Genomic DNA, 23,083 nt, shown 5'->3' with positions numbered 1-23,083 from the left:
GTCCGTCGCGGTCCGGGGTGGCCGGTCCTCAGCCCGCGACCTCGGCGGTGACGCTCTGGACGGCCTTGAGGGCGAGGTCGGGCCGGTCGACGTAGATTTCGTGGCCGCTCTTTTCGGCGGTGCTGAGCTTGGAGTCGGTGGAGACGCCGAGCCACTTGTGCTGGCCCTCGGTCCACACCGTCTCCAGGTCGTCTCCGTACGTGGGCACCTCGCCGAGGTAGCGCACCCCGTGCTGGATGACCTCCACCGGGATGTCTCCGGCGGAAGCGACCTTGCCGTCGGGGAGGATCAGCATCTCCGGGTTCTCCCCCTTGTTCACCGCGAGGGTCCCTGCCCGCAGCTCGTCGGCCGGGGCCTCGGCCGACGCGGGAATGACACCCGAGATGTCGGCGGTCGTGGTCGGCGATGTGGCGTCCATCAGGACCAGGCCCTTGACCTTGTCCTGGTGGTCGGGGGCGTACCGGGCGGCCAGCAGTCCGCCCAGCGAGTGTCCCGCCAGGACGACGGGGCTCTCGCCGGCGACCTGGTCGAGCACACCGGTGACGATCTTCCCGCTGTCGGCGACGGTCTGAGGGCCGGTCGGCTTGTCGCTCGCACCCTGGCCGAGACGGTCGAAGGAGCAGACGCGGTGCTCCTTGCTCACGCTCTTCTGGAAGTCGGCCATCTTGGTCAGCTTGTCACCCAGTCCGGCCATCATCACGACGACGGGCTTTCCGTCCACCGCGTCGCCGGAGCAGGAGACGTTCACCGAATGCCCCTCGACGCTGATCTTCTTCGTCCCGGAGAACGGCTTCGCGTCCGTGGGTGAGGCCGAGGACGATCCCGACGCCTTGGGAGTCATCTCGTCGCACGCCACAAGACCTGAGCCGAGCGCCACGCAGCACAGTGCGGTCACGGCGGTGGTGGTGATCCTGCGGGCCATGGTGTCCTCCGGGAAAGACGGGAAGGGGGCGGTGGATGCGGTGGGGCGACGGCGTCGCAGAGGCTGTTCTCCCTGCTCCGCCGGTGTTCCGCCGTTGCCAGGAACGCTACGGATCCCGGGTCCCGCAAGCGTCACCTCACGGTGGACACCTGAACGTCCCCCACGTGGGGGACGGGCCTCCCGGAGGTCCCCCACCCCGCGGCCACCTCGTGCGGAACGCGAGAAGCGCCCTGTCTGCCGATCCCCCCACGGGTCGACGGACAGGGCGCTTCCCATATCCCGGAGCGGATTCCCCCCACGGGATCCGGCCGGGCGTCTGCGCGGGAGCCTGAACTCCCTTGTTCCTCGGTGGTGCGTATTCAGTTCGGTCCTGCTGTGCGACTGCCGGGGTACGTACGCACGGGAGGGCCGCTCAAAGCTCCCCGGTGCACGTGCCCCGGCCAACGCTTTGCCCGGAGCGTCCCCCAAGACACTCCGTCGGACGTCCCCCAAGACATCCTTGGCATCGCACTCTTAGACTCACCAACCCCCCGGATGGTTACCCCTGAATCGGTGTGATCTAAGTCTCTTTGTGGAAATTATGTGAAGGGGGGCAACTCTCGGGCTCCCCGCCGTGGCGGAGGTCGGTGGAAACGCCCCCGTCACGCCCGCGATCACGCTACTGAACAGCTCGAACGCGGTGAGGGTGGTGTGGCCGCCCCGGAGCCGGAAGCCTGGGAGAGGTTGCTCCTTCTGGTCCACAGAGTACGCCTCGGCGGGCGGATGGCGGCAGGTGCCACCTCGGTATCTCCATGAAGCGGGAGTCGGGGCGACCTCAGGCGCGGCCCACGAGCTCGTAGCCCGCCTCGTCCACGGCCGCGCGTACGGCTTCGTCGGTGAGCGGTGCGGCGGACGCGACGGTCACCCGCCCGGTGGCCGCCTCCGCCTTCACCGAGGTCACTCCCTCGATCCCGGAGACCTCCTCGCTCACCGCACCTTCACAGTGGCCGCAGGTCATGCCCTTCACCTCGTACACCGTCTCGGTGGTCATGGCGTTCTCCTCTTCGCAGACATGTGTGAGTGTGGCGGGTGGGGCGCCGGGGGAGTCCGGCGCATCCGCCCACACGGAAAACTATACCCCTAGGGGGTATAAATCGGGAGGCGGGGCTGATGCGGGCAGTGGTGTTCGAGGAGTTCGGGCGGGAGGCCCGCGTCCGGGACCTCCCGGACCCCGCCCCCTCGGCCGGGGGAGTCGTGGTCCGGGTCGAGGCCACGGGGCTGTGCCGGAGCGACTGGCACGCCTGGAAGGGGCACGACCCGGACATCGCCCTGCCGCACGTGCCGGGGCACGAGCTGGCCGGAGTGATCGAGGCGGTGGGCCCCGGCGTACACAACTGGCGTGCGGGCGACCGGGTCACGGTCCCCTTCGTCTGTGCCTGCGGCCGGTGCTCGGCGTGCGCGGCGGGCGCTCAGCAGGTGTGCGAGCGGCAGACCCAGCCGGGCTTCACCCACTGGGGCTCCTTCGCGGAGTTCGTGGCGCTGGAGCAGGCCGACGTCAATCTGGTCGCGGTGCCCGAAGGGCTGTCGTCCGTCACTGCGGCCGGACTCGGATGCCGGTTCGCCACCGCGTTCCGGGCCGTCGTGGGACAGGGCCGGGTCGCTGCGGGGGAGTGGGTCGCCGTGCACGGCTGCGGCGGGGCCGGACTGTCGGCCGTGATGATCGCGGTGGCCTGCGGGGCCAGGGTCGTCGCGGTCGACATCTCGCGCCAGGCCCTGGACCTGGCGCGGGCCTTCGGCGCGTCCGCGTGCGTGGACGCGTCGGAGCACCCCGCCGGTGCGGACGAGGCCGTACGCGAACTGACCGGCGGTGGTGCGCATCTGTCGCTCGACGCGCTGGGCTCCCCGGTCACCTGCGCCGCCTCGGTACGGAGCCTGCGCCGACAGGGCCGGCACGTCCAGGTCGGGCTGCTGCCGTCGGCGGCCGGTGACCCCGTCGTACCCATGGCGCGGGTCATCGGCCTCGAACTGGAGATTCTCGGCAGCCACGGCATGGCCGCCCACGACTACCCGCCGATGATGGACATGGTCCGGGCCGGCACCCTGCGGCCGGACCTGCTGGTGACCTCCACCCTTGCCCTGGGTGCCGCCCCGGCCGCCCTCGCCACGATGGGGAACGCCCCCGGGGCCGGGGGCGTCACCGTCATCGAACCGGCGAAGGGTGGGTGAGTGCCCGGTTCCGGATTCCTCCGCGCCGGTCCTGACCCCTCCGCCGGGTCCGCGTGTTCAACGGCCCCGGTTGCCCGGCCGGGACGCGATCCACGCGAGGACGGTGTCCACGTACCAGAACGGCTTCCCGTCCCGGACGTCATCGGGAGGCGGAAGGAGACCGTGCTTGCGGTAGGAGCGGATCGTGTCCGGCTGGACCCGGATGTGCGCCGCGATGTCCTTGTACGACCAGAGTATTCCGTCCGTCATGTATGACACCTCTCTGTGCGTCCGTGTGCCTCTTTTCCGGTGAACGAGAGAGGGGCGGGGCCGGGTGGGGGTGTCGTGAGTCCGTGACACGGGCTCAGCTGAATCCGGACATACGTGACGCGGGGGTGACTCAGGCTCAGGCGGACGGCCGCGCGGGACCGCAGGCGCGGAGGAACTCACGGGTGCGGCGTGCGATGGGCAGCGGCTTGTCGGGCGGGCAGGGATACATGTCCTGCTCGACGATGGCGAACAGGTCCCTGCCCAGGGCGCGCGCGGCGTCCAGCACGGGCTCCAGTGCCGGTACCCCGCCCGGGGGTTCGCACATCACGCCGCGCGCCACGGCCGGGCCGAACGGCACTCCGTCCGCCACGACTTCGGCGAGCACCGCGGGGTCGACCTGCTTGAGGTGCAGATAGCCGATCCGTTCGCCGTAGGTCCTGATGAGCTTCACACTGTCCCCGCCGCAGTACGCGTAGTGGCCGGTGTCGAGGCAGAGCGAGACCAGGGCGGGGTCGGTGGCGTCGAGGAAGCGGTTGACGTTCTCCTCGCTGTCGATGTGCGTGTCGGCGTGCGGGTGCACCACGATCCGCAGTCCGTAGCGGTCGCGCACCTCGCGGGCCAGGCGCTCCGTCTGGGTGGTGAGGTCACGCCACTGCGCGGCGGTGAGCGTGCGGTCCTCCAGCACCTCGCCGGTCTTGTCGTCCCGCCAGAAGGACGGGATGACCACCAGATGCCCGGCGCCCATCGCCCGGGTGAGTGCCGCGATGCCCGCGACATGCTCCCAGGTCCGGTCCCAGACCGCCGGACCGTGGTGCAATCCGGTGAAGACGGTGCCCGCGGAGACGGCGAGATTCCGGCGGGCGGTCTCGTCCGCGAGGCGGGCGGGTTCGGTCGGGAGATAGCCGTAGGGGCCGAGCTCGATCCACTCGTAGCCCGCCTCGGAGACCTCGTCGAGGAATCGCTCCCAGGGCACCTGCTGCGGATCGTCGGGGAACCACACCCCCCAGGAATCGGGTGCCGAACCGATGCGGATGCGGGCCGGGGAGGGTACGGAGGAGGTCATATCGCCCACCCTCCAGTCCTCGGGTAGGGGTGTCAAGGGTTCGTCCGAATGTCCGGACAAAGTGTTGACAGGGTTCCGGGCGAGGGCTAGACCTGGGAGCGGACCGGCCGGAGTACCGGGTCGAAGGGATGCGTATGCCTGAGCCGTACGACGTGATCACCATGGGACGCCTCGGGGTGGACATCTACCCGTTGCAGACCGGTGTACCGCTGGCCCGGGTCGAGACCTTCGCGAAGTTCCTCGGCGGCTCGCCGTCCAACGTGGCGGTGGCGGCCGCCCGGCTGGGGCGGCGTACGGCGCTGATCAGCCGGACCGGACGCGACCCCTTCGGCGACTATCTCCACCAGGCACTGGGCGAGTTCGGGGTCGACGACCTGTGGGTGAGCGACGTGGCGGAGTACCCGACCCCGGTCACCTTCTGCGAGATCTTCCCGCCGGACGACTTCCCCCTCTACTTCTACCGGCAGCCCAAGGCGCCCGACCTGGAGATCCACGCCGGGGAGCTCGACCTGGACGCGGTGCGGGCCGCCCGGGTCTTCTGGATGACCGGCACCGGTCTGTGCGCCGAACCCAGCCGCACCGCGACCCTCACCGCGCTCCGGGCCCGGAGCGCGGCAGGGGCATCGGCACCGGCATCGGAGGATTCGGGGGCCCCGCGCGTCACCGTCTTCGACCTCGACTGGCGCCCCATGTTCTGGGGCGGGGGCGGGGGCGGGGACATGAAAGGGGAGAGGGCCGGGGCGGACGAAGCCGCCGCCCGCGCCCACTACCGCGAGGCACTCGCCCACGCCACCGTCGCCGTCGGCAACCTCGGCGAGTGCGAGATCGCCACGGGTGAGCGCGAACCGCACGCGGCGGCCCGCGCCCTGCTCGCCGCCGGGCCCGAACTCGCCGTCGTCAAGCAGGGACCCAAGGGAGTCCTCGCCGTCCACCGCGACGGCACCACCGCCGAGATCCCGCCCCTCCCGGTGGACGTCGTCAACGGTCTCGGCGCCGGGGACGCCTTCGGCGGCGCCCTCTGCCACGGCCTCCTCGCCGGCTGGGACACGGCCCACGTCATGCGTTACGCCAACGCGGCCGGGGCCATCGTCGCGTCCCGCCTCGCCTGTTCGTCCGCGATGCCGTACCCGCACGAGGTCGAACAGGCCCTCGCCGACGGCGCGATCGAGGCAGCCGGCCCGGGACCCGCAGCACCCGCAGGAGTCGCCCCGTGACCCCGCCCGCCGCCTGCCTCGCCGATCTCGTCCGGCTCCGCGTCCACCACCCCGAAGCCGTCGCCGAGGCCGCGGCCGCCCGCCGCAGGCGCCCCCTCGTCGGCCCCACCGGACGCCTGATGATCATCGCGGCGGACCATCCGGCCCGTGGCGCCCTCGCCGTCGGTGACGACGACTTGGCCATGGCCGACCGCTTCGACCTGCTGGAACGCCTCCGCCTCGCCCTCGCCCGCCCCGGTGTCGACGGGGTGCTCGCCGGCGCTGACGTCCTGGAGGACCTGCTGCTCCTCGGCGCACTGGAGGGCAAGGTCGTCCTCGGCTCCATGAACCGAGGCGGCCTCGCGGGAGCCGCCTTCGAGCTCGACGACCGCTTCACCGGCCACCGCCCCGCCGACCTCGCCCGCCACGGCTACGACGCCGGCAAACTCCTCCTGAGGATCGACCACGACGACCCGGGCTCCCTGGACACCCTGCACACCGCCGCGCGTACCGTGGACGAGATGGCCGCCCTCCGGCTGCCGGTCTTCATCGAGCCGTTCCTCTGCCACCGCACCCCGAGCGGTCTCCGCACGGACCTGGGCGCCACCGCCGTCACCACCTCCATCGCCATCGCCTCGGGTCTTGGCGGGACCTCCGCGTACACCTGGCTCAAGGTCCCCGTCACCGACGATCCCGAGGACATGGACCGGGTGATGCGCGCCTCCACCCTCCCCGCGGTCCTCCTCGGCGGCGAGGTCACCGGGGACCCCGACACGGCGTACGAGAAATGGCGCGGCGCGCTGCGACTGCCGACCGTGCGGGGGCTTGTGGTCGGACGGTCGCTGCTCTATCCGCCCGACGGCGACGTGGCGGGGGCCGTCGACACGGCCGTAGGACTTCTGTGAACGGAGCACGAGAGCGACGACCGACGACCACGGGTAGGGATGGAGCCATGACGACGCCCGACGAGAAGCACAGGCACCACCTCAGGGCCGGCCGTGCCGGACGAGGCCCCTACGCCCTCGACATCGACCCGGAGCGCGCCGGGTGGGAGCGGTCGAGCCTGCGCGTCCTGGAGCTCGAACCAGGTGGTGTTCACACTCTGGTAACCGGGGAGAGTGAATGGATCGTCCTGCCGTTGTCCGGTGGCTGTACGGTGCAAGCGGAAGGTGAGATCTTCGAACTGCTGGGCAGGGAAGACGTGTTCAGCTCGGCGACCGATTTCGCCTATGTCCCACGCGACGCCCGCGCCCAGATCGCCTCCGGCGCAGGGGGCCGCTTCGCCCTGGCAGGAGCGAAGTGCGAGCGACGACTCCCCGCTCGCTACGGCCCCGCGCCGGAGGTACCGGTGGAGCTCCGCGGCGCCGGCGCCTGCTCGCGCCAGGTGAACAACTTCGCCGCGGCCGACACCTTCGACTGCGACCGGCTCATCGCCGTCGAGGTCCTCACCCCCGGCGGCAACTGGTCCTCCTACCCGCCGCATAAGCACGACGAGCACCACCCCGGCACCGAGTCGGTGCTCGAGGAGATCTACTACTTCGAGGTCGAGGGCGACGGCCTCGGCTACCACCGCGTGTCGCCGTCCCGTACCGGAGGTACGGACGTCCTGGCCGAGGTCGCCACGGGTGACGCCGTCCTCATCCCCGACGGCTGGCACGGCCCGTCCATCGCCCCGCCCGGCCGCACCCTGTACTACCTGAACGTGATGGCCGGCCCGGGCGAGCAGCGCGAGTGGCTGATCCGCGACCACCCCGACCACCGCTGGATCCGCGACACCTGGCCCGCACAGCCCGTCGATCCGCGGCTCCCCCTCAACGGTGCGGAGGCCGCCGGGTGACGACTCCGCCGACCACACCCGCAGCCGCCCCCGGTGCCACCCGCAGGCTCACCACCGCCCAGGCGCTCATCGCGTTCCTCGCCCGCCAGTACACCGAGCGCGACGGCCGCCGACACCGTCTGATCAACGCCACCTGGGGCATCTTCGGCCACGGCAACGTCGCGGGTATCGGGCAGGCGCTCGTCGAAGCGGGCCCCGCGATGCCGTATCTCCAGGGCCGCAGCGAGCAGGCCATGGTGCACGCCGCCGTCGGGTACGCCCGCCAGTCGGGCCGGCTCCGTGCGCATGCCGTCACCACCTCCATCGGCCCCGGCGCCACCAACCTCGTCACCGGTGCCGCGCTCGCCACCGTCAACCACCTCCCTGTGCTGCTCCTGCCGGGCGACACCTTCGCCACCCGCCCCGCCGACCCCGTGCTCCAGCAGCTCGAAGTGCCCCACACGGGCGACGTATCGGTCAACGACTGCCTGCGCCCCGTCTCCCGTTACTTCGACCGGGTCACCCGACCCGAGGCGCTGATCCCGGCCGCCCTCCAGGCGATGCGGACGCTCGCCGACCCGGCGGAGACGGGCGCGGTCACCCTCGCACTGCCGCAGGACGTGCAGGCCGAGGCGTACGACTGGCCGGCGGAGTTCTTCGCGACGCGCGTCTGGAACGTACGCAGGCCGGCCCCCGACCCGTACGAACTCGAACAGGCCGTCCGTGCCGTGCGCACCGCGCGCCGTCCGCTGATCGTCGCCGGTGGCGGCGTCCACCACAGCGGTGCCGAGGAGACCCTCGCCGCGTTCGCCGCCGCCACCCGTATCCCGGTCGCCTCCACGCAGGCCGGCAAGGGTTCGCTGCGCCACGACCACCCCGCCGACGTGGGCGGCATCGGGAGCACGGGGACCGCCACCGCCGACGACCTCGCCCGCGAGGCCGACCTGGTGATCGGAATCGGCACCCGCTACACCGACTTCACGACCGCCTCCGGCACCCTCTTCGCCGATCCGGCCGTCCGCTTCCTCAACCTCAACATCACCGGCTTCGACGCGCACAAGCTGGCCGCCCTCCCTCTGGTCGCGGACGCCCGTACGGCGATCGAAGCGCTCTGCGAGGCCCTCGGTGCCCGCGGACACCGTGTCGACCTGGCCTACGAGAGCGCGTACACCGAGGCCAAGGACCGCTGGGAGCAGCGCGTCGACGCGGCCTTCGCCACCGGCGACCCGGACGCCCGCCCCACCCAGACGCAGGTGCTCGGGCTGCTGGACGAGCTGGTCACCGAGGACGACATCCTGATCAACGCGGCGGGCTCACTGCCCGGCGACCTCCACAAGCTGTGGAGGGCCCGCTCCCCGCACCAGTACCACGTCGAATACGGCTACTCCTGCATGGGATACGAGATCCCCGCCGCCCTCGGCGTCCAGCTGGCCGCGCCCGGCAGGCCCGTGTGGGCGCTCGTCGGCGACGGCACGTATCTGATGAACCCCACCGAGATCGTCACCGCGGTGCAGGAGTGCCTGCCCGTCAAGCTGGTCATCCTCCAGAACCACGGATACGCCTCCATCGGCGGCCTCTCCGAGTCCGTCGGCGCCGAACGCTTCGGCACCGCCTACCGGCACCGCGCCGAGGGCGGGGCGTTCACCGGCGCCCCGCTGCCCGTCGACCTGGCAGCCAACGCGGCGTCCCTCGGGATGGACGTCCTGCGCGCCGGGTCGGTGGGGGAGCTGCGCCGGGCGCTGGCCGAGGCGCGCGGCGCGGACCGCCCCACTTGTGTCTACGTCGAGACCGAAACGGCAGACACAGTGTCGGGGCCGCCGCCCGCACAGGCGTGGTGGGATGTTCCGGTAGCCGAAACCGCGACCCGCCCGTCTGCGGTCGAGGCCAGGAAAGAGTACGACCGGCAGTCCGCAGCCCGACGCCGCCACCTGTGAAGGAGACCCCGTCATGAAGACCGTCAACCACTGGATCGGTGGCAAGGCCGTCGAGGGCACGTCGGGCAACCACGGTCCGGTCACCGACCCGGCGACCGGCGCCGTCACCACCCAGGTGGCGCTCGCCTCCACTGAGGAGGTCGACGCAGCCGTCTCCGCCGCGAAGGCCGCGTACGCGACCTGGGGCACCTCGTCGCTGTCCGCGCGTACCGCAGTCCTCTTCCGCTACCGCGCCCTGCTGGACGCCCACCGCGACGAGATCGCCGCGCTGATCACCGCCGAGCACGGCAAGGTGCACTCCGACGCGCTGGGCGAGGTCGCCCGCGGCCTGGAGATCGTCGAGCTGGCCTGCGGCATCACCACCCAGCTCAAGGGTGAGCTGTCGACCCAGGTCTCCAGCCGGGTCGACGTCTCCTCGATCCGGCAGCCGGTCGGCGTCGTCGCGGGCATCACCCCCTTCAACTTCCCGGCCATGGTGCCGATGTGGATGTTCCCGCTGGCCGTCGCGTGCGGCAACACCTTCGTCCTCAAGCCCAGCGAGAAGGACCCGTCGGCCGCCAACCTGCTGGCCGAGCTCGCCGCCGAGGCGGGGCTGCCCGACGGTGTGCTGAACGTCCTGCACGGCGACAAGGTCGCCGTGGACGGGCTGCTCGCCCACCCCGACGTCGCCGCCGTCTCCTTCGTCGGCTCCACCCCGATCGCCCGGTACATCCACGCCACCGCCTCCGCCAACGGCAAGCGGGTCCAGGCCCTCGGCGGGGCGAAGAACCACATGCTGGTCCTCCCCGACGCCGACCTGGACGCCGCGGCCGACGCCGCGGTCTCGGCCGCGTACGGCTCCGCCGGTGAGCGCTGCATGGCCATCTCCGCGGTCGTGGCCGTGCGTTCCGTCGCGGACGAGCTGGTGGCGAAGATTCGTGAGCGCGCCGAGAAGATCACGATCGGCCCCGGCACGGACCCCGCATCCGAGATGGGCCCGCTGATCACCGCCGCGCACCGCGACAAGGTCGCCTCCTACGTCACCGGGGCCGCCGCGCAGGGCGCCGACGTCGTACTCGACGGGACGGGCCACACGGTCGACGGCTACGAGGACGGCCACTGGATCGGCCTTTCCCTCCTGGACAACGTCTCCACGGACTCCGACGCCTACCGCGACGAGATCTTCGGCCCTGTCCTGTGCGTCCTGCGCGTCGACACGTACGAGGACGGCGTGGCCCTCATGAACGCCTCGCCCTTCGGTAACGGCACCGCGATCTTCACCCGCGACGGCGGGGCGGCGCGCCGCTTCCAGCTGGAGATCGAGGCCGGCATGGTCGGCGTCAACGTCCCGATCCCGGTGCCGGTCGGCTACCACTCCTTCGGCGGCTGGAAGGACTCCCTCTTCGGGGACCACCACATCTACGGCAACGACGGCGTGCACTTCTACACCCGGGGCAAGGTCGTCACCACCCGCTGGCCCGACCCGGCCGACGCCCCGGCCGGCGTCGACCTCGGTTTCCCGCGCAACCACTGACACAGGGGACGCGAGGCTCGCCGAATGGAAGACTGACCGCATGGAGACGGCGTCGCAGCTTCCGTTCGGCGAGACCCTGAGGGCTCGCCTGGGCCCGCCCGCACATCCCTCCGTCCTGGAGAGCAGCCCCCGTTCCAAGGTCTGGCGCATCGAGCTGTCCGGGCGCCCGGCCGTGCTGAAACACCTGGTGGCGGGCCCCGAGGCCGACGAACGGTACGCCCGCGAAGTGGCCGCCCTGCGCATCGCCGGCCGGGCGTCCGGCACCCCGGTCGTGCCCGCGCTCCTCGGCACCGACCCGGCCGAGCGGGTCCTCGTCCTCGAACACCTCGACCACCGGCGGCCGTCCGCCGACTGGATCGTCGACTACGCGGCCACCCTCGCGAGGCTGCACGCCACCGCCGGACCCGGCGACACGGAAGCGCTGCCCCGCTGGCAGGGCCCGACCGGCGCCGACGTCACCTCCTTCCTCACCCTGGCCGACGCCCTCGGCGTCTACGCGCCACCGGGAGTACGGGACGAGCTCGGCGCCCTCGTGGAGCACCTCGACCGGGCGGAGGGCACCGCCCTGCTCCACGGCGACCCGTGCCCCGGCAACGACCTGCACACCCCGGACGGCGTCAGGTTCATCGACTTCGAGCAGGCGTCCCTGGGCAGCGGCCTGATGGAACTCGCCTACCTCCGCATCGGGTTCCCGACCTGCTGGTGCGTCACGAGGGCGGCCGGCCCCCTGCTGGAACGGGCGGAGACCGCCTACCGCACGGCCTGGCACACCGAGACCGGCGCCCCGCTCCCGGACACCGGCCTCGCCGACGCCTGCGCGGGCTGGCTGATCCGGGGCGACGCCCTGGTCCAGCGCGCCCACCGCTCCACCACCGACCACCTGGCGCGCGTCCCGGACGAGGACTGGACCTGGGGCACGGCCACCGCCCGCCAACGCCTCGCCCACCGGCTCGGGGTGGTCGCCGCCATGACCTCGGACGACGGGGACCTGCGGCATCTCGGAGCTCTCGCGGCGGACTTGCGCCGTACCGTGCTGGACCGGTGGCCTACGGTCCGTCCGGTGCCGGAACGGCGTCCTTAGGTATCCGGGAACCCGCGCCGATGCCGTCCGGCAGCGAGGAACGGTAGGCCCGGTCCGGTATGCCCAGATGGCCAGGGGCTCGGCCGGTGAAGGCCGCACGAATGGCCGAAGTCCACGGGCCCGGCAGGCCATCGCCGCAGCCCGGCGGATCAGCGCGGCACCGGGCGACTTTCGTCGTCCGCGTCAACAGGCGTGTCCGCAGCGCTGTCCGGAGCCAGGGAGCGGATGCGAGGTATCGGTGAGGGAAGTAGCCAGAGCAGTGACAGGGCTCCGCCGACAGCGGCGATGAGGAGGGTCGTCCTCAGACCGACGAAGGTGGCGAGCAGCCCTCCCACGATGGCGCCGACCGGCCGTATGCCGTAGTTGATCGTGCTGTACGCACCGGCCACGCGGCTGCGCATGCCGTCCGGGATCACGGAAGCCTGGAGGGAGTTGAGGTTGACGTCGAACAGCATGACTCCGAAGCCGGACAGGCACTGGGCCGCGGCCAACGCGCCGGCACGGAGCCAGAGCGGGCCACCTGCGGCGGCGGCAATGGCGATCGGCGCCGGGAACAGCACCGCGCCGACGACGATGCTGCGCCCCACGCCGAACCGTCGCGAGATCCTCGGCGCGGACACCGCGCCGAGGAGCGAACCGGTCGCGCCGAGCCCGAACGCGAGGCCGATCACACCCGCCGACAATCCGAGGCTCCGGTTGGCGAACAGCACGATCAGCCCGCTGCCGGCGACAAAGGTGAAGAAGTTGACGGTCGCCGCGCATCCGAGGGACGCCCGTAGCACCTGGTGACGGACGACGAACGACATTCCCTCCCGGGCACGACGCAACAGTGAGGTCGCCGCCGCGTCGCCGGGTGCGGCGGGCGGTTCGTCGACCGATACCCGACCGACCAGGAACGCTGACACCAGGAAGGTCAGGGCATCCACGACGATGGTGACGGGGGCGGTCAGCGCCTGGACCAGTGCGCCACCGATGGCCGGGCCGGCGACATACGATGCCGACCGGCTGGCGCTGAGCTTGCTGTTCGCGTCGACGTAGGACGCCTGCGGCACGAGGCGCACGAAGAACGGTGGATAGGCGGTGTTGAACAGCACCCCTGCCGCACCCATCAGCAGCGCCACCGCGTACAGCTGCCCCAGCGTCACCGCCCCCAACAGATACGCGGCCGGGACGCTGAGCAGTACTGCGGCGCGCACCAGGTCGGCAAGGACCATCAGGCGGCGCTTGCTGGATCGGTGGTCGACCCATGCCCCCAGAAGGATGGCGAGCAGATTCGGGGTCCAGATCAGTGCGGTCAGCCACGCGACCTGGTTGGCCGAGGCGTTCAAGGTGCTGATGGCGATCAGGGGCAGGGCCAGTTCGGTGATCCTGTCGCCGAACTGTGAGGCCGACTGGCCGGCCCAGAAGCGGCGGAACCGTTGATCCCGCCACAGCGATATCGCGGCGGTCGGGCCCGGGCTGTTCACGATGCCTGCTCGGCCTGCTCGGCCTGCTCGCCCTGCTCGGCCTGCTCGGCCTGCTCGCCCTGCTCGGCCTGCTCGGCCTGCTCGCCCTGCCCGGTCTGCTCCTCGGCACCTTCCGGCAGGACGTAGCGCAACAGCCGGACGGCGCGGCCGTCGGTGGGCCGCTCGGCCGGGTCGCGTGTCACGTACGGCGCGAGAACGCGCTCGATCCCGTCCTCGATGGCGGCGAGTTCCTCAGCCGAAACGACGACGCGGGTGTTGGCCAGCCCGGCCAGCCTGCGCCATACCGGATCGAGCGCCGGCTCGACCTCGGCTGCCCACTGGCTCGGGAGGTCCGCATGGCGCAGGAACATCTGCTGCGACAGCACCCGCGCGGCTGCCCTGCCTTCTTCGTCGGCCGGGTCCTGCGGTGCCTCGAACCGGAAGCCGCGTGCCACGGCCTCCCACCGTCGCTGGCGCCGGTCCGGGCCCGGCTCACTGTCGCGGACCAGGCCGAAGCTCGCCAGGTGACGCAGATGCCAACTGGTCACCGACGGGGTCGCTCCCACGTCGGGCGCGAGTTGCGTCGCGGTCGCGGGCCCGTGCCGGTGGAGGTGGTCAAGGATCGCCAGCCGCACCGGATGTGCCAGAGCCCGCATGGCTTGGGGGTCAGTGATCTCGATATCGCCGAGGCGGTTATGGGAGGCCATGGCGTGAGAGTCTCCTCTCATGATTTATGAGAGTCAACTCTCACGTCTGTGAGGTGAAAACCGGGTGCCGTGACACGACCGGGCCAGGGCGCGTGGAAGCGGGCGCTGCGGTCCGCTCCCGCGCGTGTCCAGTGGGATCCCGAGCGTGACCTGGATCTGAACGCGCTTCCGTACCGGTCCCTCCAGCTCGGGTTCTCCGGGGAAGCCGCCCGGCGGTACGCGGACGAGTGGACCGTGTCCGTACGCGATGTCACGCCCCTGGCCCGTGAGGTGCACGCGGCCGTTCGGGCGGGGGAGCGGGAGGAGGCCGCCGCCCTGCTGCCCGTGGAGACACCGCTCGGTCTCAGCGCCCCTCGCCCGGTGCCCACCACCCCGTGAGTTACCGCACGTGCACCGGCAGGACCGGATGATGAAGATGTACGGGGTGTCGGTCGACACCCCGTACAACTCCGGCCGCCGACGGATACGCCGTCATGACCTGGTCCGCCCGTGGATTCGGGAGGACGACCGGCGAGATCACGCTCAACGCTCCCGACGGCGAGGTCAAGGATGTGTCCGGGCTCATCGATGACATGACCACGGACGACGGGCACCGGCGGCTCCTACGGTGCGGCCGGTGCCGGAACGGCGGCCCTCCAGGCATCCGACACGCGGGGGCGCGCTACTGGAAGCTGAGGCGGTGCGGGTGGGTGGGATCGGTCGGGCAGGTGTGTACGCGCATCAGGCCGCGGCCGAGGTAGACATCAGTCGGGTCGATGACGCTTGGGTCGTTGTCGGCGTCCCGGTCCTCGATCGGCAGCCAGCTGCGTGAGGCCCCGTCGCACTCCCACTTGTCCACGGTGAGCAGGGGCGGCATCGCTGCCCCGCACATCCCGCAGTCGACCGGGGCGGGGTCCGTCAGATGCCAGGAGGCGAAGCCTCCGACCTTCCAACCGGGTGCGATCGACAGGTCGTTCATGTAGTCGACCTCTTCCGGTTCCGTGGCCCGGGCCGCGGCCATCGCCGCCGCGTATTCCTCGTACGTCGCGTAGCTCCCTGGTGAGGAGGAGTCGTTCTCCTCATCCTCGTCGAGGAGCTCTTCCTCCCACTCGGCGATCCCTTCCTGGAGCTCTTCGTCCAGCAGCCCGATGTACTCGTGCTCCACGACCTGTTCCGGGTGTACGACGCACGTGGTCGGCACGCATTCGGCGCGACCGGCCACCGGAGGTTCGGGTTGCGGTGACAGTACGGCGCCGACATCGGCCGAGTGCCGCCACTTCAGCACGACGTCGATGGTGCGGTCGTCGCCGTGCGCCTCGAAGGGGCACCAGAAGACCTGCAGCAGATCGTGCCCCTCCGGTCCCACGAGATCCGGAATCTCTCGTGCGTACAACTGGGCTACGGCCAGCATCGGCGACGGGGCGTCGTCGTGGAGGCCCGGGACGTGGTTGCCCTCGCTCATGCTGTCGAGCAGGCGCTGTTCCTCTTCCGTGCGCTCCCGCCCCCGTGCGTCCTCCTGGACCCGACGGCGCAGCCGTACGTCGGCGAGCAGGTGACCCGTGCCCTTCGGGTGTACGGCCGTGCACACCGGCCACGGTTCGTCGGCCGGCCAGAGCAGAGGGCCCGCCACCGAGCTTTCCTGGGCCACGGGAGAGCTGTGGCGGGGGTGCAGGCGTGTGGCTGTGCGTCGGTGGGCTGCCAGGGCAGGGAAAACAGCTTCTACGTCGAGGGGGCGTGGCGGGGTGCTGCGGGTCATGGGCGACGCCGCCGATCCAGGAACAAGGTCAGACAAAGCAGTTCTCCGCGTCTTCCATATCACCGCTCATGAGGCTCATCATTGCCTCGTATTTTTCGGGCCCGAGGTAATACGCCCCCGTGTGATGCGAGCAGAAGAAGCGCCCGTTCGTGTCCATGAGCAGGGTGGAACCGTCATAGGTGTCGTACCCCACCGGAAAAATCTGCACGCCGAGGTCTACGGCGAGCTCGGAGATTTCCTCGGCATCTCCCTTGAAAACCAGATGCGGTGTGAAAATGGCGAAATTTTCTGGCGCGGTGTCGATGACGGCCCGAAGGAACGCGTGCTCCCGGATGAAAGCGAGAGCAGGATCGGAAGGTTCCATCTCCACGCCGTAGGACCGATATCGCTCGACGACGGCCTCAACCGTTTCGGACGCCTCCTTCCCGACGTCGCGCCCCGGGTACCACCCGGCCTCTGCCAGCCAGGCGTCTACTTCTTCGATTGTGGAAAGAATGAGCACGCTGCCCTCACCTACCTGTGTGCCGTGACGACTTCCAGGACAACCGCCGTGCCTGCCACGGACCGGTCCTCGTACATGGTGATCACCTGGCCCGGCTCAAGGTGCTGCCACTGCGAGGGATCGAGAGGGGCAAGCCGTACCGAGGCTTGTCCGCCCGGCTCCAGGAACGGCATGAACTCCACCCAGAGCCGTGCGATGTTGACGGCCGGTTCGCCGGCCGGGGACCGGTTCCCGATGCCCCACATCGGACGCAGGACGCCGGCCCCGGAGATGGGCGTCTTCCGTCGCGCTTCGGCAGCAGGGAGGAGAGTGCAGGCCGGGGCAGTGGCCGAATTCTCCCTGGCTTTCGACCACTTGCATGCCATTGCGCTTCCACCTCAGGCGTCTCTCGACCTGATCCGTGCCACCGTTGAGGAGAAGTACTGTGACCCCGGACTTCCGATCCGCTCCCGGCGCCGTCGATTGGCGCAAGTCCAGCTACAGCAACGGGCAGGGCGGCGACTGCGTGGAAGTCGCTGACGGGTTCCCCGGTGGGCTGCCCGTCCGTGACAGCAAAGTGCCCGACGGCCCGATGCTCGTGTTCGGGGCCGATGCGTGGTCCGCTTTCATCGGGGGCGTCGGCGCGGGGGCGTAGGGGAAAACCAGGTGCTGTGATGTGTCGAGGGCCCGCATCCTGGGGCGTATGAACGACCGGACACACCCGCCCCGTTACGAGATCCGCGCGCAGCACACGGACTCCACCGTCACCGTGTATCAGGCCTACCCACCGGCCATCGGGCTGCCCGCCGCCCGCGACGGGCGCTTTCCGCCGGCCTGGAAGCGCGACCGCATGACGTGGATCAAGCCGAGCTTCCTGTGGATGATGTACCGCTGCGGCTGGGGCACGAAGGAGGGCCAGGAGACCGTGCTCGCCGTCGAGATCACCCGCGACGGCTTCGCCTGGGCGCTGGAGAACGCCGAACTCTCCCACTACGTACGTGACGTGCACGAGGACCAGGGCGCGTGGAAGCGGGCGCTGCGGTGCGCTCCCGCGCGTGTCCAGTGGGATCCCGAGCGCGATCTGGATCTAAACGCGCTTCCGTACCGGTCCCTCCAGCTCGGGCTCTCCGGGGAAGCCGCCCGGCGGTACGCGGACGAGTGGACCGTGTCCGTACGCGATGTCACGCCCCTGGCCCGTGCGGTGCACGAGGCGGTTCGGGCGGGGGAGCGGGACAGGGCCGCCGCCCTGCTGCCCGTGGAGACACCGCTCGATCTCGGCGCTCCTCGCCCGGTGGCCCCGGACTCCGGGCTACGACCCTGACTTTCGGCAGTGCCGGGCGGGCCCCGGGTTCCGTACCGTCGGGCCGGTGAAACCGAACCTGATCCCGCGCGGGAACGTGAGCGGGGACCGTGTGGCGGCCGTCCTGGTGCCTGCGGCGGTGGCCGTGTGCGGGGGGCTGAGCCTGGTGAGTCCCTGGTGGGCCGCGCCGACCGTGGCCGCCGCCTTCCTGGCGGGGCGCGGCCCCGGGCGTACCGGCCGGCCATCGGTCACTTCTTCTTCCACTCCGTCACCGGCAGACCGCCCGGGACCTTGAGCTCGAACGCGCCGCCGATCGCGTTGTCCACGGCGGTGACCGGGTCGTTGCCGCTACCGAAGGCACTGGCTGCCAGCAGTGCCTTGAGCTCCGAGCCGGAACCGCGGAACGCCTTGACACCTTGCATCGTCGTGCGCGCCCCGTCGGCGTCCATGGGCTTGTTCATCTTCTCCAGCAGGTCAGGGGAGACCCAGCACTGGGGGATGCTGTCGAGATCCCACTCGGCGTACCAGTGGGTGTCGTTCAGCCAGTTACGCGCGGGCACCTGGCCGTCCACCGCCACCAGGTAGAACGTGAACTTGATGTTGCCGAGAGAGCGCCAGTCCGCGACGTTCGTGTGGTCGCCCGCCTTGCCGGCGGCCGCGTTGTCGTACGTCGACGCGATGTCCGAGAAGCCCGGGGGGCTCGACGGGTCGGATCCGGTGTAATGGCGGATCGTCCACCGCTTGCTCATCAGACCCTCAGCCATCCTCTTCTTGACCGGGGGGATTCTCAGGCTTGAGGCGTCCTTGATGTGGTCGAGGATGTTGAACTCGCTCTGCCCTTCACCGGCCGCGAACTGCTGGGAGGTCATGTGGCGCATGAGATCCCAGGCGTCGTCATCCGAGTGCCCCGACTTCTTGAGGGCGGCGACGATCTGTTCGGGACTCTTCGCCCCGCGCAGGTCGTCACCCTCGGCCCGCTGGACATGCGGAGCGTGGGTGCCCCCGTGTGCGGGCGAGCGGGGAGGGCGCAGCGCGTCGTGCACCGGGGTGTCTCGCCGCACCGCAGAGGCTTGTTCACCGTGCGCGTCCTGCTGGTCCTCCGAGATCGCCCGCGCGACGGCGGCGTTACCGGCCGCGCGCTGCAGAGCCCGCAGCCCGCCGTATGCCCCGGTGTCCGCGTGACGGGCCGGACGGGCCCGTGTCGGCCGTCCCCCGGCCTGGTCGATTTCCTTGTCGTGTGCGCGCACGGGACACTCTCCTCAACACATCGGACACACCTCAAGAAAGCAGTCTGCGGGGTGCGCCGAGCTGCGAGGAGAGGCGATGAGGCAGACCTGCGGGCAGCTGGTGTGCCCCGTGCGTCACTCGATCGGTCTTTCGGCGCGCGGCAGCGCCCCAGGTGTGCGCTGTCAGGCGGTCACCGCCTGCCCGCCTTCCCTGGAGTCTGGATACCGGCCTTCGATACGGCCGTCGCATACGGGTCTTTCGTGCGGGGCGGCGTACCGCATGCGGAGTACGGGCGGACCGTGCTGTACCTCTCAGGGAGGCCGGGGAGTTCCCCCTGGCGGCAGCCTGTGGCACCGGGCGCTCCGTTTAGGGTCGAGTCATGGATGAACCGACTTCCCGGTGGCGGCGCCGGCTGCCCCGTACCCCAGGGCGGTGGGCCGCGGTCGTCGCCGCCCTCGCCGTGCTCGCGGGGGCCGGGACCTGGACCGCCGTCGCCGACGACAGTGTCCCGCCCGTGCACCGGCAGGACCGGATGCTGAAGATGAACGGGGTGTCGGTCGACACCTCGTACTTCACGTCCGGGGGCACGCAACGACGGCCGGCCGTCCTCATCGGGCACGGTTTCGGCGGCAGCAAGGACGATGTGCGCGCCCAGGCCGAGAAGCTGGCCGCCGACGGGTACGCCGTCATGACGTGGTCCGCCCGCGGATTCGGGATGACGGGCGGTGAGATCACGCTCAACGCCCCGGACGCCGAGGTCAAGGACGTGTCCGGGCTCATCGACTGGCTGGCGGACCGGCCGGAGGTGGAGCTCGACGCGAAGGGCGACCCGCGCGTCGGTGTCACCGGCGCTTCGTACGGCGGTGCCGTGTCGCTGCTCGCCGCCGGGTACGACGACCGGGTCGACGCCATCGCACCGGTGATCAGCTACTGGAACCTCGCCGACGCGCTCTTCCCGGACGGGGTCCTCAAGAAACTCTGGGCCGGGATCTTCGTCTCCTCCGGCGGGGGCTGCGAGAGGTTCCAGAAGCAGCTGTGCGACATGTACGAGCGGGTCGCCGTCAGCGGGAAGCCGGACGCGGCCGCGCGGAAGCTCCTGACGGAACGTTCCCCCGAGGCCGTCTCCGACCGCATCGACGTGCCCGCGCTCATCCTCCAGGGGCAGAGCGACTCGCTGTTCCCCCTCGGCCAGGCCGACACCATGGCCAAGGCCATCAAGGCCAACGGCGCGCCCGTGTCCGTCGACTGGATCGCGGGTGGGCACGACGGAGGGGACGACGAGGGCGAGCGCATCCAGGGCCGGGTCGGTGACTGGTTCGACCGGTATCTGAAGGAGGACAAGGGCGCCGACACCGGACCGGGGTTCCGTGTGACCCGGACCGGCGGCGTCGACTCCACCGACGGTGCCGCCCTGAAGCGCGGCGCGAGCAGCGCCACCTACCCCGGGCTGAGCAGCGGCGGACGGAAGATCGCCCTCACCGGCGCGGGGCAGCCTCCCGCGACGGGAGGCGGACTGGACACGACCACCGGCGGCGCGGACGAGGACGGATCCGCTGCCGGGGAACAGGACGGCGCAGGCCAGGGCGACGCGGGCCAGGGCGACGCGGGCCAGGGCGACGCGGGTCGGGGCGACGCGGGTCGGGGCGACGCGGGTCGGGGCGACGCGGCAAGCGGCGGGCAACAGGGCGGCGACGCGGCGACCGGTGGGGCCCAGGGCGCGCCCGCGACCCGTGGGGCGCAGGAGGCGCCCTCGGACGGTCTGACCCAGACCTTCCGCAACCCCGCCGGGGCAAGCCCGCCCTCCGTCTCCGCCCTCCCCGGCATCGGCGGCGGGCTCTCCCAGCTGTCCTCGGTCGGCGTCGGGCTCTCCCTCGACTTCCCCGGGCAGTACGCGCGTTACGAGTCCGCCCCGCTGGACAGCGCCGTACACATCACCGGTTCGCCCACCGCCCGTGTGAACGTGACGGCGGACCACGGTGACGCCGTGCTGTTCGGCAAGGTCTACGACGTGTCGCCGGACGGGAAGCAGCAGGTGCTGCCCTCGCAGCTCGTCTCGCCCTACCGGATCACCCCCGATGAGCAGGGCAAGCCGCTCGAACTGAAGCTGCCCGCCGTCGACCACGAGGTCGACGCGGGCCACCGCCTGCGCCTCGTGCTCTCCGCGACCGACCTCGCCTACGCCTCACCCGCCGAGCCCGCGACGTACACCGTCTCCCTCGACGGGGCGCTGACCGTGCCCACCGCACCCGCGGTGAAGACCGCCGCGGCCACTCTGCCCTGGTGGACCTGGGGGCTCCCGGCCGCCGCGCTCGTCATCGCCGCCGCCCTCCTGCTCACCGGGCGCCGGCGCACCACCACCCCGGCACCCGACCCGGCGCTGACCGGGGTGCCGCTGGAGATCACCGGGCTGTCCAAGAGGTACGCCAAGTCTTCCGACAGGTACGCGGTGCGCGACCTGGGCTTCCGCGTCGAGAAGGGGCAGGTGCTCGGCCTCCTCGGCCCGAACGGCGCCGGCAAGACCACCACCCTGCGCATGCTGATGGGGCTCATCACGCCCGACGCCGGTGAGATCCGCGTCTTCGGCCACGCCATCCGGCCGGGCGCCCCCGTGCTCTCCCGGGTCGGGTCCTTCGTCGAGGGCGCCGGCTTCCTCCCGCACCTGTCGGGCCGCTCCAACCTGGAGCTGTACTGGCAGGCCACCGGCCGGCCGGCCGCCGACTCCCACATCGACGAGGCCCTGGAGATCGCCGGACTGGGCGATGCCCTGGCCCGCGCCGTGCGCACCTACTCCCAGGGCATGCGGCAGCGTCTCGCCATCGCCCAGGCCATGCTCGGCATGCCGGACCTCCTCATCCTCGACGAACCGACCAACGGCCTCGACCCGCCCCAGATCCGTGAGATGCGGGACGTGATGATCCGGTACGCGGCCGGCGGCCGGACCGTGATCGTCTCCAGTCACCTCCTCTCCGAGGTCGAACAGTCCTGCACCCACCTGGTGGTCATGGACCGTGGCCGACTCGTCCAGGCCGGTCCTGTCGCGGAGATCACCGGAGCGGGCGACATGCTGCTCGTCAGCACGGACGCCGAGATGACCGACGCGCTCGTGGGCAAGGTGGCCGCTCTCCCGGGCATCGGCTCCGCCGTCGGCCTGGACGAAGGCAACGGTCTTCTGGTCCGCCTCGACGGCGCCACCACCGCCCAACTGGTCGCCGAACTCGTGCGCCTCGACGTGCCGGTGACGGGTGTCGGGCCGCACCGCCGCCTGGAGGACGCGTTCCTCACCCTCATCTCCCAAGGATCCGCATGAGTTCCGCAACAGAGCTCCAGGCCCTCGCCGACGCCCCCGGCTACCACCCGCGTCGCACCCTGCCGCTGCGCGTGGAGGCGATGAGGCAGCTGCGCAGGCGCCGCACCCTGCTGATGGGCGGGGTGCTGGCGGCCCTGCCGTTCATCCTGATCATCGCCTTCGCGGTCGGCGGCACCCCCGGCGGCGGCGAAGGGGGCGCCGGGGCCGGTTCGCGGATCAACCTCATGGACGTCGCGACGGAGTCCGCGGCGAACTTCGCGGCGACCTGTCTCTTCGTCTCCGCCGGCTTCCTGCTCGTGGTGCCGGTCGCGCTGTTCTGCGGGGACACCGTGGCCTCCGAGGCCAGCTGGTCATCCCTGCGCTACCTGCTCGCGGCCCCCGTGCCACGGGCCAGGCTGCTGTGGAGCAAGCTCGTCGTGGCGCTCGGCTTCAGCCTCGCCGCGATGGTGCTGCTGCCGCTCGTCGCCCTGGGCGCGGGAGCAGCGGCGTACGGCTGGGGGCCGCTGAAGCTGCCCACCGGGGGCGCGCTCGCCACCACGGACACCCTGCCGCGCCTGGCGCTCGTCGTCGCCTTCGTCTTCGTGTCCCAACTCGTCACAGCCGGGCTGGCGTTCTGGCTGTCGACGAAGACGGACGCCCCGCTCGGCGCGGTGGGCGGCGCGGTCGGACTGACCATCGTCGGCAATGTCCTGGACGCCGTCACCGCGCTCGGTACCTGGCGCGAATTCCTGCCCGCGCACTGGCAGTTCGCCTGGGCCGACGCCCTCCAGCCCAACCTGGAATGGGGCGGGATGGTGAAGGGCGCCGCGGTGTCGGTGGCCTACGCCCTGATCCTGTTCGCGCTGGCCTTCCGGGGGTTCAGCCGTAAGGACATCGTGTCCTGACCTGGGGCCTCCCGCCTCTGT

Annotated in this window: 20 protein-coding genes and 2 pseudogenes; 12 read left to right on the top strand and 10 right to left on the bottom strand. The window is 71.2% G+C overall.

Annotated features, from left to right (window positions below; genetic code table 11):
• Window positions 1–28: 28 nt before the first annotated feature.
• Together AB0C75_RS00485 and AB0C75_RS00480 are read right to left on the bottom strand one after the other, a co-directional pair.
• Window positions 29–922 (bottom strand): alpha/beta fold hydrolase, encoded by an 894-nt coding sequence (locus tag AB0C75_RS00485; RefSeq protein ID WP_362885619.1) that lies wholly within the window; start codon window positions 920–922, stop codon window positions 29–31.
• A gap of 814 nt (window positions 923–1,736) precedes the next feature.
• Window positions 1,737–1,952, bottom strand: a complete 216-nt coding sequence (locus AB0C75_RS00480; RefSeq protein WP_362885617.1) for a heavy-metal-associated domain-containing protein — start codon at window positions 1,950–1,952, stop codon at window positions 1,737–1,739.
• Window positions 1,953–2,071: 119 nt separating this feature from the next.
• Between AB0C75_RS00480 and AB0C75_RS00475 the strand changes: the two genes are divergently transcribed.
• Window positions 2,072–3,127: a zinc-dependent alcohol dehydrogenase family protein gene (locus AB0C75_RS00475; protein WP_362885616.1), complete on the top strand. Its 1,056-nt coding sequence runs from the start codon at window positions 2,072–2,074 to the stop codon at window positions 3,125–3,127.
• Between the two features lie 57 nt (window positions 3,128–3,184).
• Here AB0C75_RS00475 and AB0C75_RS00470 read toward each other — a convergent pair whose 3' ends face one another.
• Both AB0C75_RS00470 and AB0C75_RS00465 read right to left on the bottom strand, forming a co-directional pair.
• Window positions 3,185–3,376: a MerR family transcriptional regulator gene (locus AB0C75_RS00470; protein ID WP_362885614.1), complete on the bottom strand. Its 192-nt coding sequence runs from the start codon at window positions 3,374–3,376 to the stop codon at window positions 3,185–3,187.
• A gap of 136 nt (window positions 3,377–3,512) precedes the next feature.
• Complete coding sequence (locus tag AB0C75_RS00465; protein WP_362885612.1) at window positions 3,513–4,439, bottom strand: sugar phosphate isomerase/epimerase; 927 nt, start codon at window positions 4,437–4,439, stop codon at window positions 3,513–3,515.
• A gap of 134 nt (window positions 4,440–4,573) precedes the next feature.
• Between AB0C75_RS00465 and iolC the strand changes: the two genes are divergently transcribed.
• From iolC to AB0C75_RS00435, 6 genes are read left to right on the top strand one after another with little or no spacing between them, the layout of a single operon-like run.
• Complete coding sequence (gene iolC / locus AB0C75_RS00460) at window positions 4,574–5,653, top strand: 5-dehydro-2-deoxygluconokinase (protein ID WP_362885611.1); 1,080 nt, start codon at window positions 4,574–4,576, stop codon at window positions 5,651–5,653.
• Window positions 5,650–6,537, top strand: coding sequence for a deoxyribose-phosphate aldolase (locus AB0C75_RS00455; protein ID WP_362885609.1), 888 nt, complete (start codon window positions 5,650–5,652; stop codon window positions 6,535–6,537). The genes iolC and AB0C75_RS00455 overlap by 4 nt, the downstream gene beginning before the upstream one ends.
• 47 nt (window positions 6,538–6,584) lie before the next feature.
• Window positions 6,585–7,469: a 5-deoxy-glucuronate isomerase gene (iolB, locus tag AB0C75_RS00450; RefSeq protein WP_362885607.1), complete on the top strand. Its 885-nt coding sequence runs from the start codon at window positions 6,585–6,587 to the stop codon at window positions 7,467–7,469.
• On the top strand, window positions 7,466–9,382 hold the full coding sequence (gene iolD, locus AB0C75_RS00445) for a 3D-(3,5/4)-trihydroxycyclohexane-1,2-dione acylhydrolase (decyclizing) (protein WP_362885605.1): 1,917 nt from the start codon (window positions 7,466–7,468) through the stop codon (window positions 9,380–9,382). Before iolB ends, iolD begins: the two co-directional genes overlap by 4 nt.
• A 13-nt stretch (window positions 9,383–9,395) precedes the next feature.
• Window positions 9,396–10,895: a CoA-acylating methylmalonate-semialdehyde dehydrogenase gene (locus AB0C75_RS00440; protein ID WP_362885602.1), complete on the top strand. Its 1,500-nt coding sequence runs from the start codon at window positions 9,396–9,398 to the stop codon at window positions 10,893–10,895.
• 40 nt (window positions 10,896–10,935) lie between these two features.
• Window positions 10,936–11,976: an aminoglycoside phosphotransferase family protein gene (locus tag AB0C75_RS00435; RefSeq protein WP_362885600.1), complete on the top strand. Its 1,041-nt coding sequence runs from the start codon at window positions 10,936–10,938 to the stop codon at window positions 11,974–11,976.
• Between the two features lie 149 nt (window positions 11,977–12,125).
• On the opposite strand, the gene AB0C75_RS00430 is transcribed toward AB0C75_RS00435, so the two are convergent.
• Complete coding sequence (locus tag AB0C75_RS00430; RefSeq protein WP_362885599.1) at window positions 12,126–13,442, bottom strand: MFS transporter; 1,317 nt, start codon at window positions 13,440–13,442, stop codon at window positions 12,126–12,128.
• Window positions 13,439–14,128 (bottom strand): helix-turn-helix domain-containing protein, encoded by a 690-nt coding sequence (locus AB0C75_RS00425; RefSeq protein ID WP_362885597.1) that lies wholly within the window; start codon window positions 14,126–14,128, stop codon window positions 13,439–13,441. Before AB0C75_RS00425 ends, AB0C75_RS00430 begins: the two co-directional genes overlap by 4 nt.
• A 90-nt stretch (window positions 14,129–14,218) precedes the next feature.
• Between AB0C75_RS00425 and AB0C75_RS00420 the strand changes: the two are divergent.
• Window positions 14,219–14,506, top strand: a pseudogene (locus AB0C75_RS00420) (DUF4291 family protein); the annotation flags it as partial.
• A gap of 283 nt (window positions 14,507–14,789) precedes the next feature.
• On the opposite strand, the gene AB0C75_RS00415 reads toward AB0C75_RS00420, so the two are convergent.
• The 3 genes and pseudogenes from AB0C75_RS00415 to AB0C75_RS00405 form a co-directional block, all read right to left on the bottom strand.
• Entirely contained in the window at window positions 14,790–15,755 is a 966-nt protein-coding gene (locus AB0C75_RS00415) for a hypothetical protein (protein ID WP_362885596.1), read from the bottom strand.
• A 136-nt stretch (window positions 15,756–15,891) separates the two neighbouring features.
• Entirely contained in the window at window positions 15,892–16,365 is a 474-nt protein-coding gene (locus AB0C75_RS00410) for an SUKH-3 domain-containing protein (protein WP_362885594.1), read from the bottom strand.
• Window positions 16,366–16,376: 11 nt separating this feature from the next.
• Window positions 16,377–16,676: pseudogene (locus AB0C75_RS00405) on the bottom strand (hypothetical protein); the annotation flags it as partial.
• A gap of 113 nt (window positions 16,677–16,789) precedes the next feature.
• Between AB0C75_RS00405 and AB0C75_RS00400 the strand changes: the two are divergent.
• Together AB0C75_RS00400 and AB0C75_RS00395 are read left to right on the top strand one after the other, a co-directional pair.
• The gene (locus tag AB0C75_RS00400; protein ID WP_362885592.1) at window positions 16,790–16,999 is read left to right on the top strand and encodes a DUF397 domain-containing protein; all 210 of its coding nucleotides are present in this window, start codon (window positions 16,790–16,792) and stop codon (window positions 16,997–16,999) included.
• 48 nt (window positions 17,000–17,047) lie between these two features.
• Window positions 17,048–17,665 (top strand): DUF4291 domain-containing protein, encoded by a 618-nt coding sequence (locus AB0C75_RS00395; protein WP_362885590.1) that lies wholly within the window; start codon window positions 17,048–17,050, stop codon window positions 17,663–17,665.
• A 227-nt stretch (window positions 17,666–17,892) separates the two neighbouring features.
• Here the strand turns inward: AB0C75_RS00395 and AB0C75_RS00390 are convergent, their stop codons facing one another.
• On the bottom strand, window positions 17,893–18,891 hold the full coding sequence (locus AB0C75_RS00390) for a hypothetical protein (protein ID WP_362885588.1): 999 nt from the start codon (window positions 18,889–18,891) through the stop codon (window positions 17,893–17,895).
• A gap of 359 nt (window positions 18,892–19,250) precedes the next feature.
• On the opposite strand from AB0C75_RS00390, the gene AB0C75_RS00385 reads away from it, so the two are divergent.
• Both AB0C75_RS00385 and AB0C75_RS00380 read left to right on the top strand, forming a co-directional pair.
• Window positions 19,251–22,178: an alpha/beta fold hydrolase gene (locus AB0C75_RS00385; RefSeq protein WP_362885587.1), complete on the top strand. Its 2,928-nt coding sequence runs from the start codon at window positions 19,251–19,253 to the stop codon at window positions 22,176–22,178.
• Window positions 22,175–23,062, top strand: coding sequence for an ABC transporter permease (locus tag AB0C75_RS00380; RefSeq protein ID WP_362885585.1), 888 nt, complete (start codon window positions 22,175–22,177; stop codon window positions 23,060–23,062). Before AB0C75_RS00385 ends, AB0C75_RS00380 begins: the two co-directional genes overlap by 4 nt.
• The last annotated feature ends 21 nt before the right edge of the window (window positions 23,063–23,083 follow it).

The organism is Streptomyces sp. NPDC048565 (assembly GCF_040650935.1).
GTDB lineage: Bacteria > Actinomycetota > Actinomycetes > Streptomycetales > Streptomycetaceae > Streptomyces.
The sequence above is the reverse complement of the archived record's forward strand: the minus strand, read 5'-3'. Positions and strand labels throughout refer to the sequence as shown.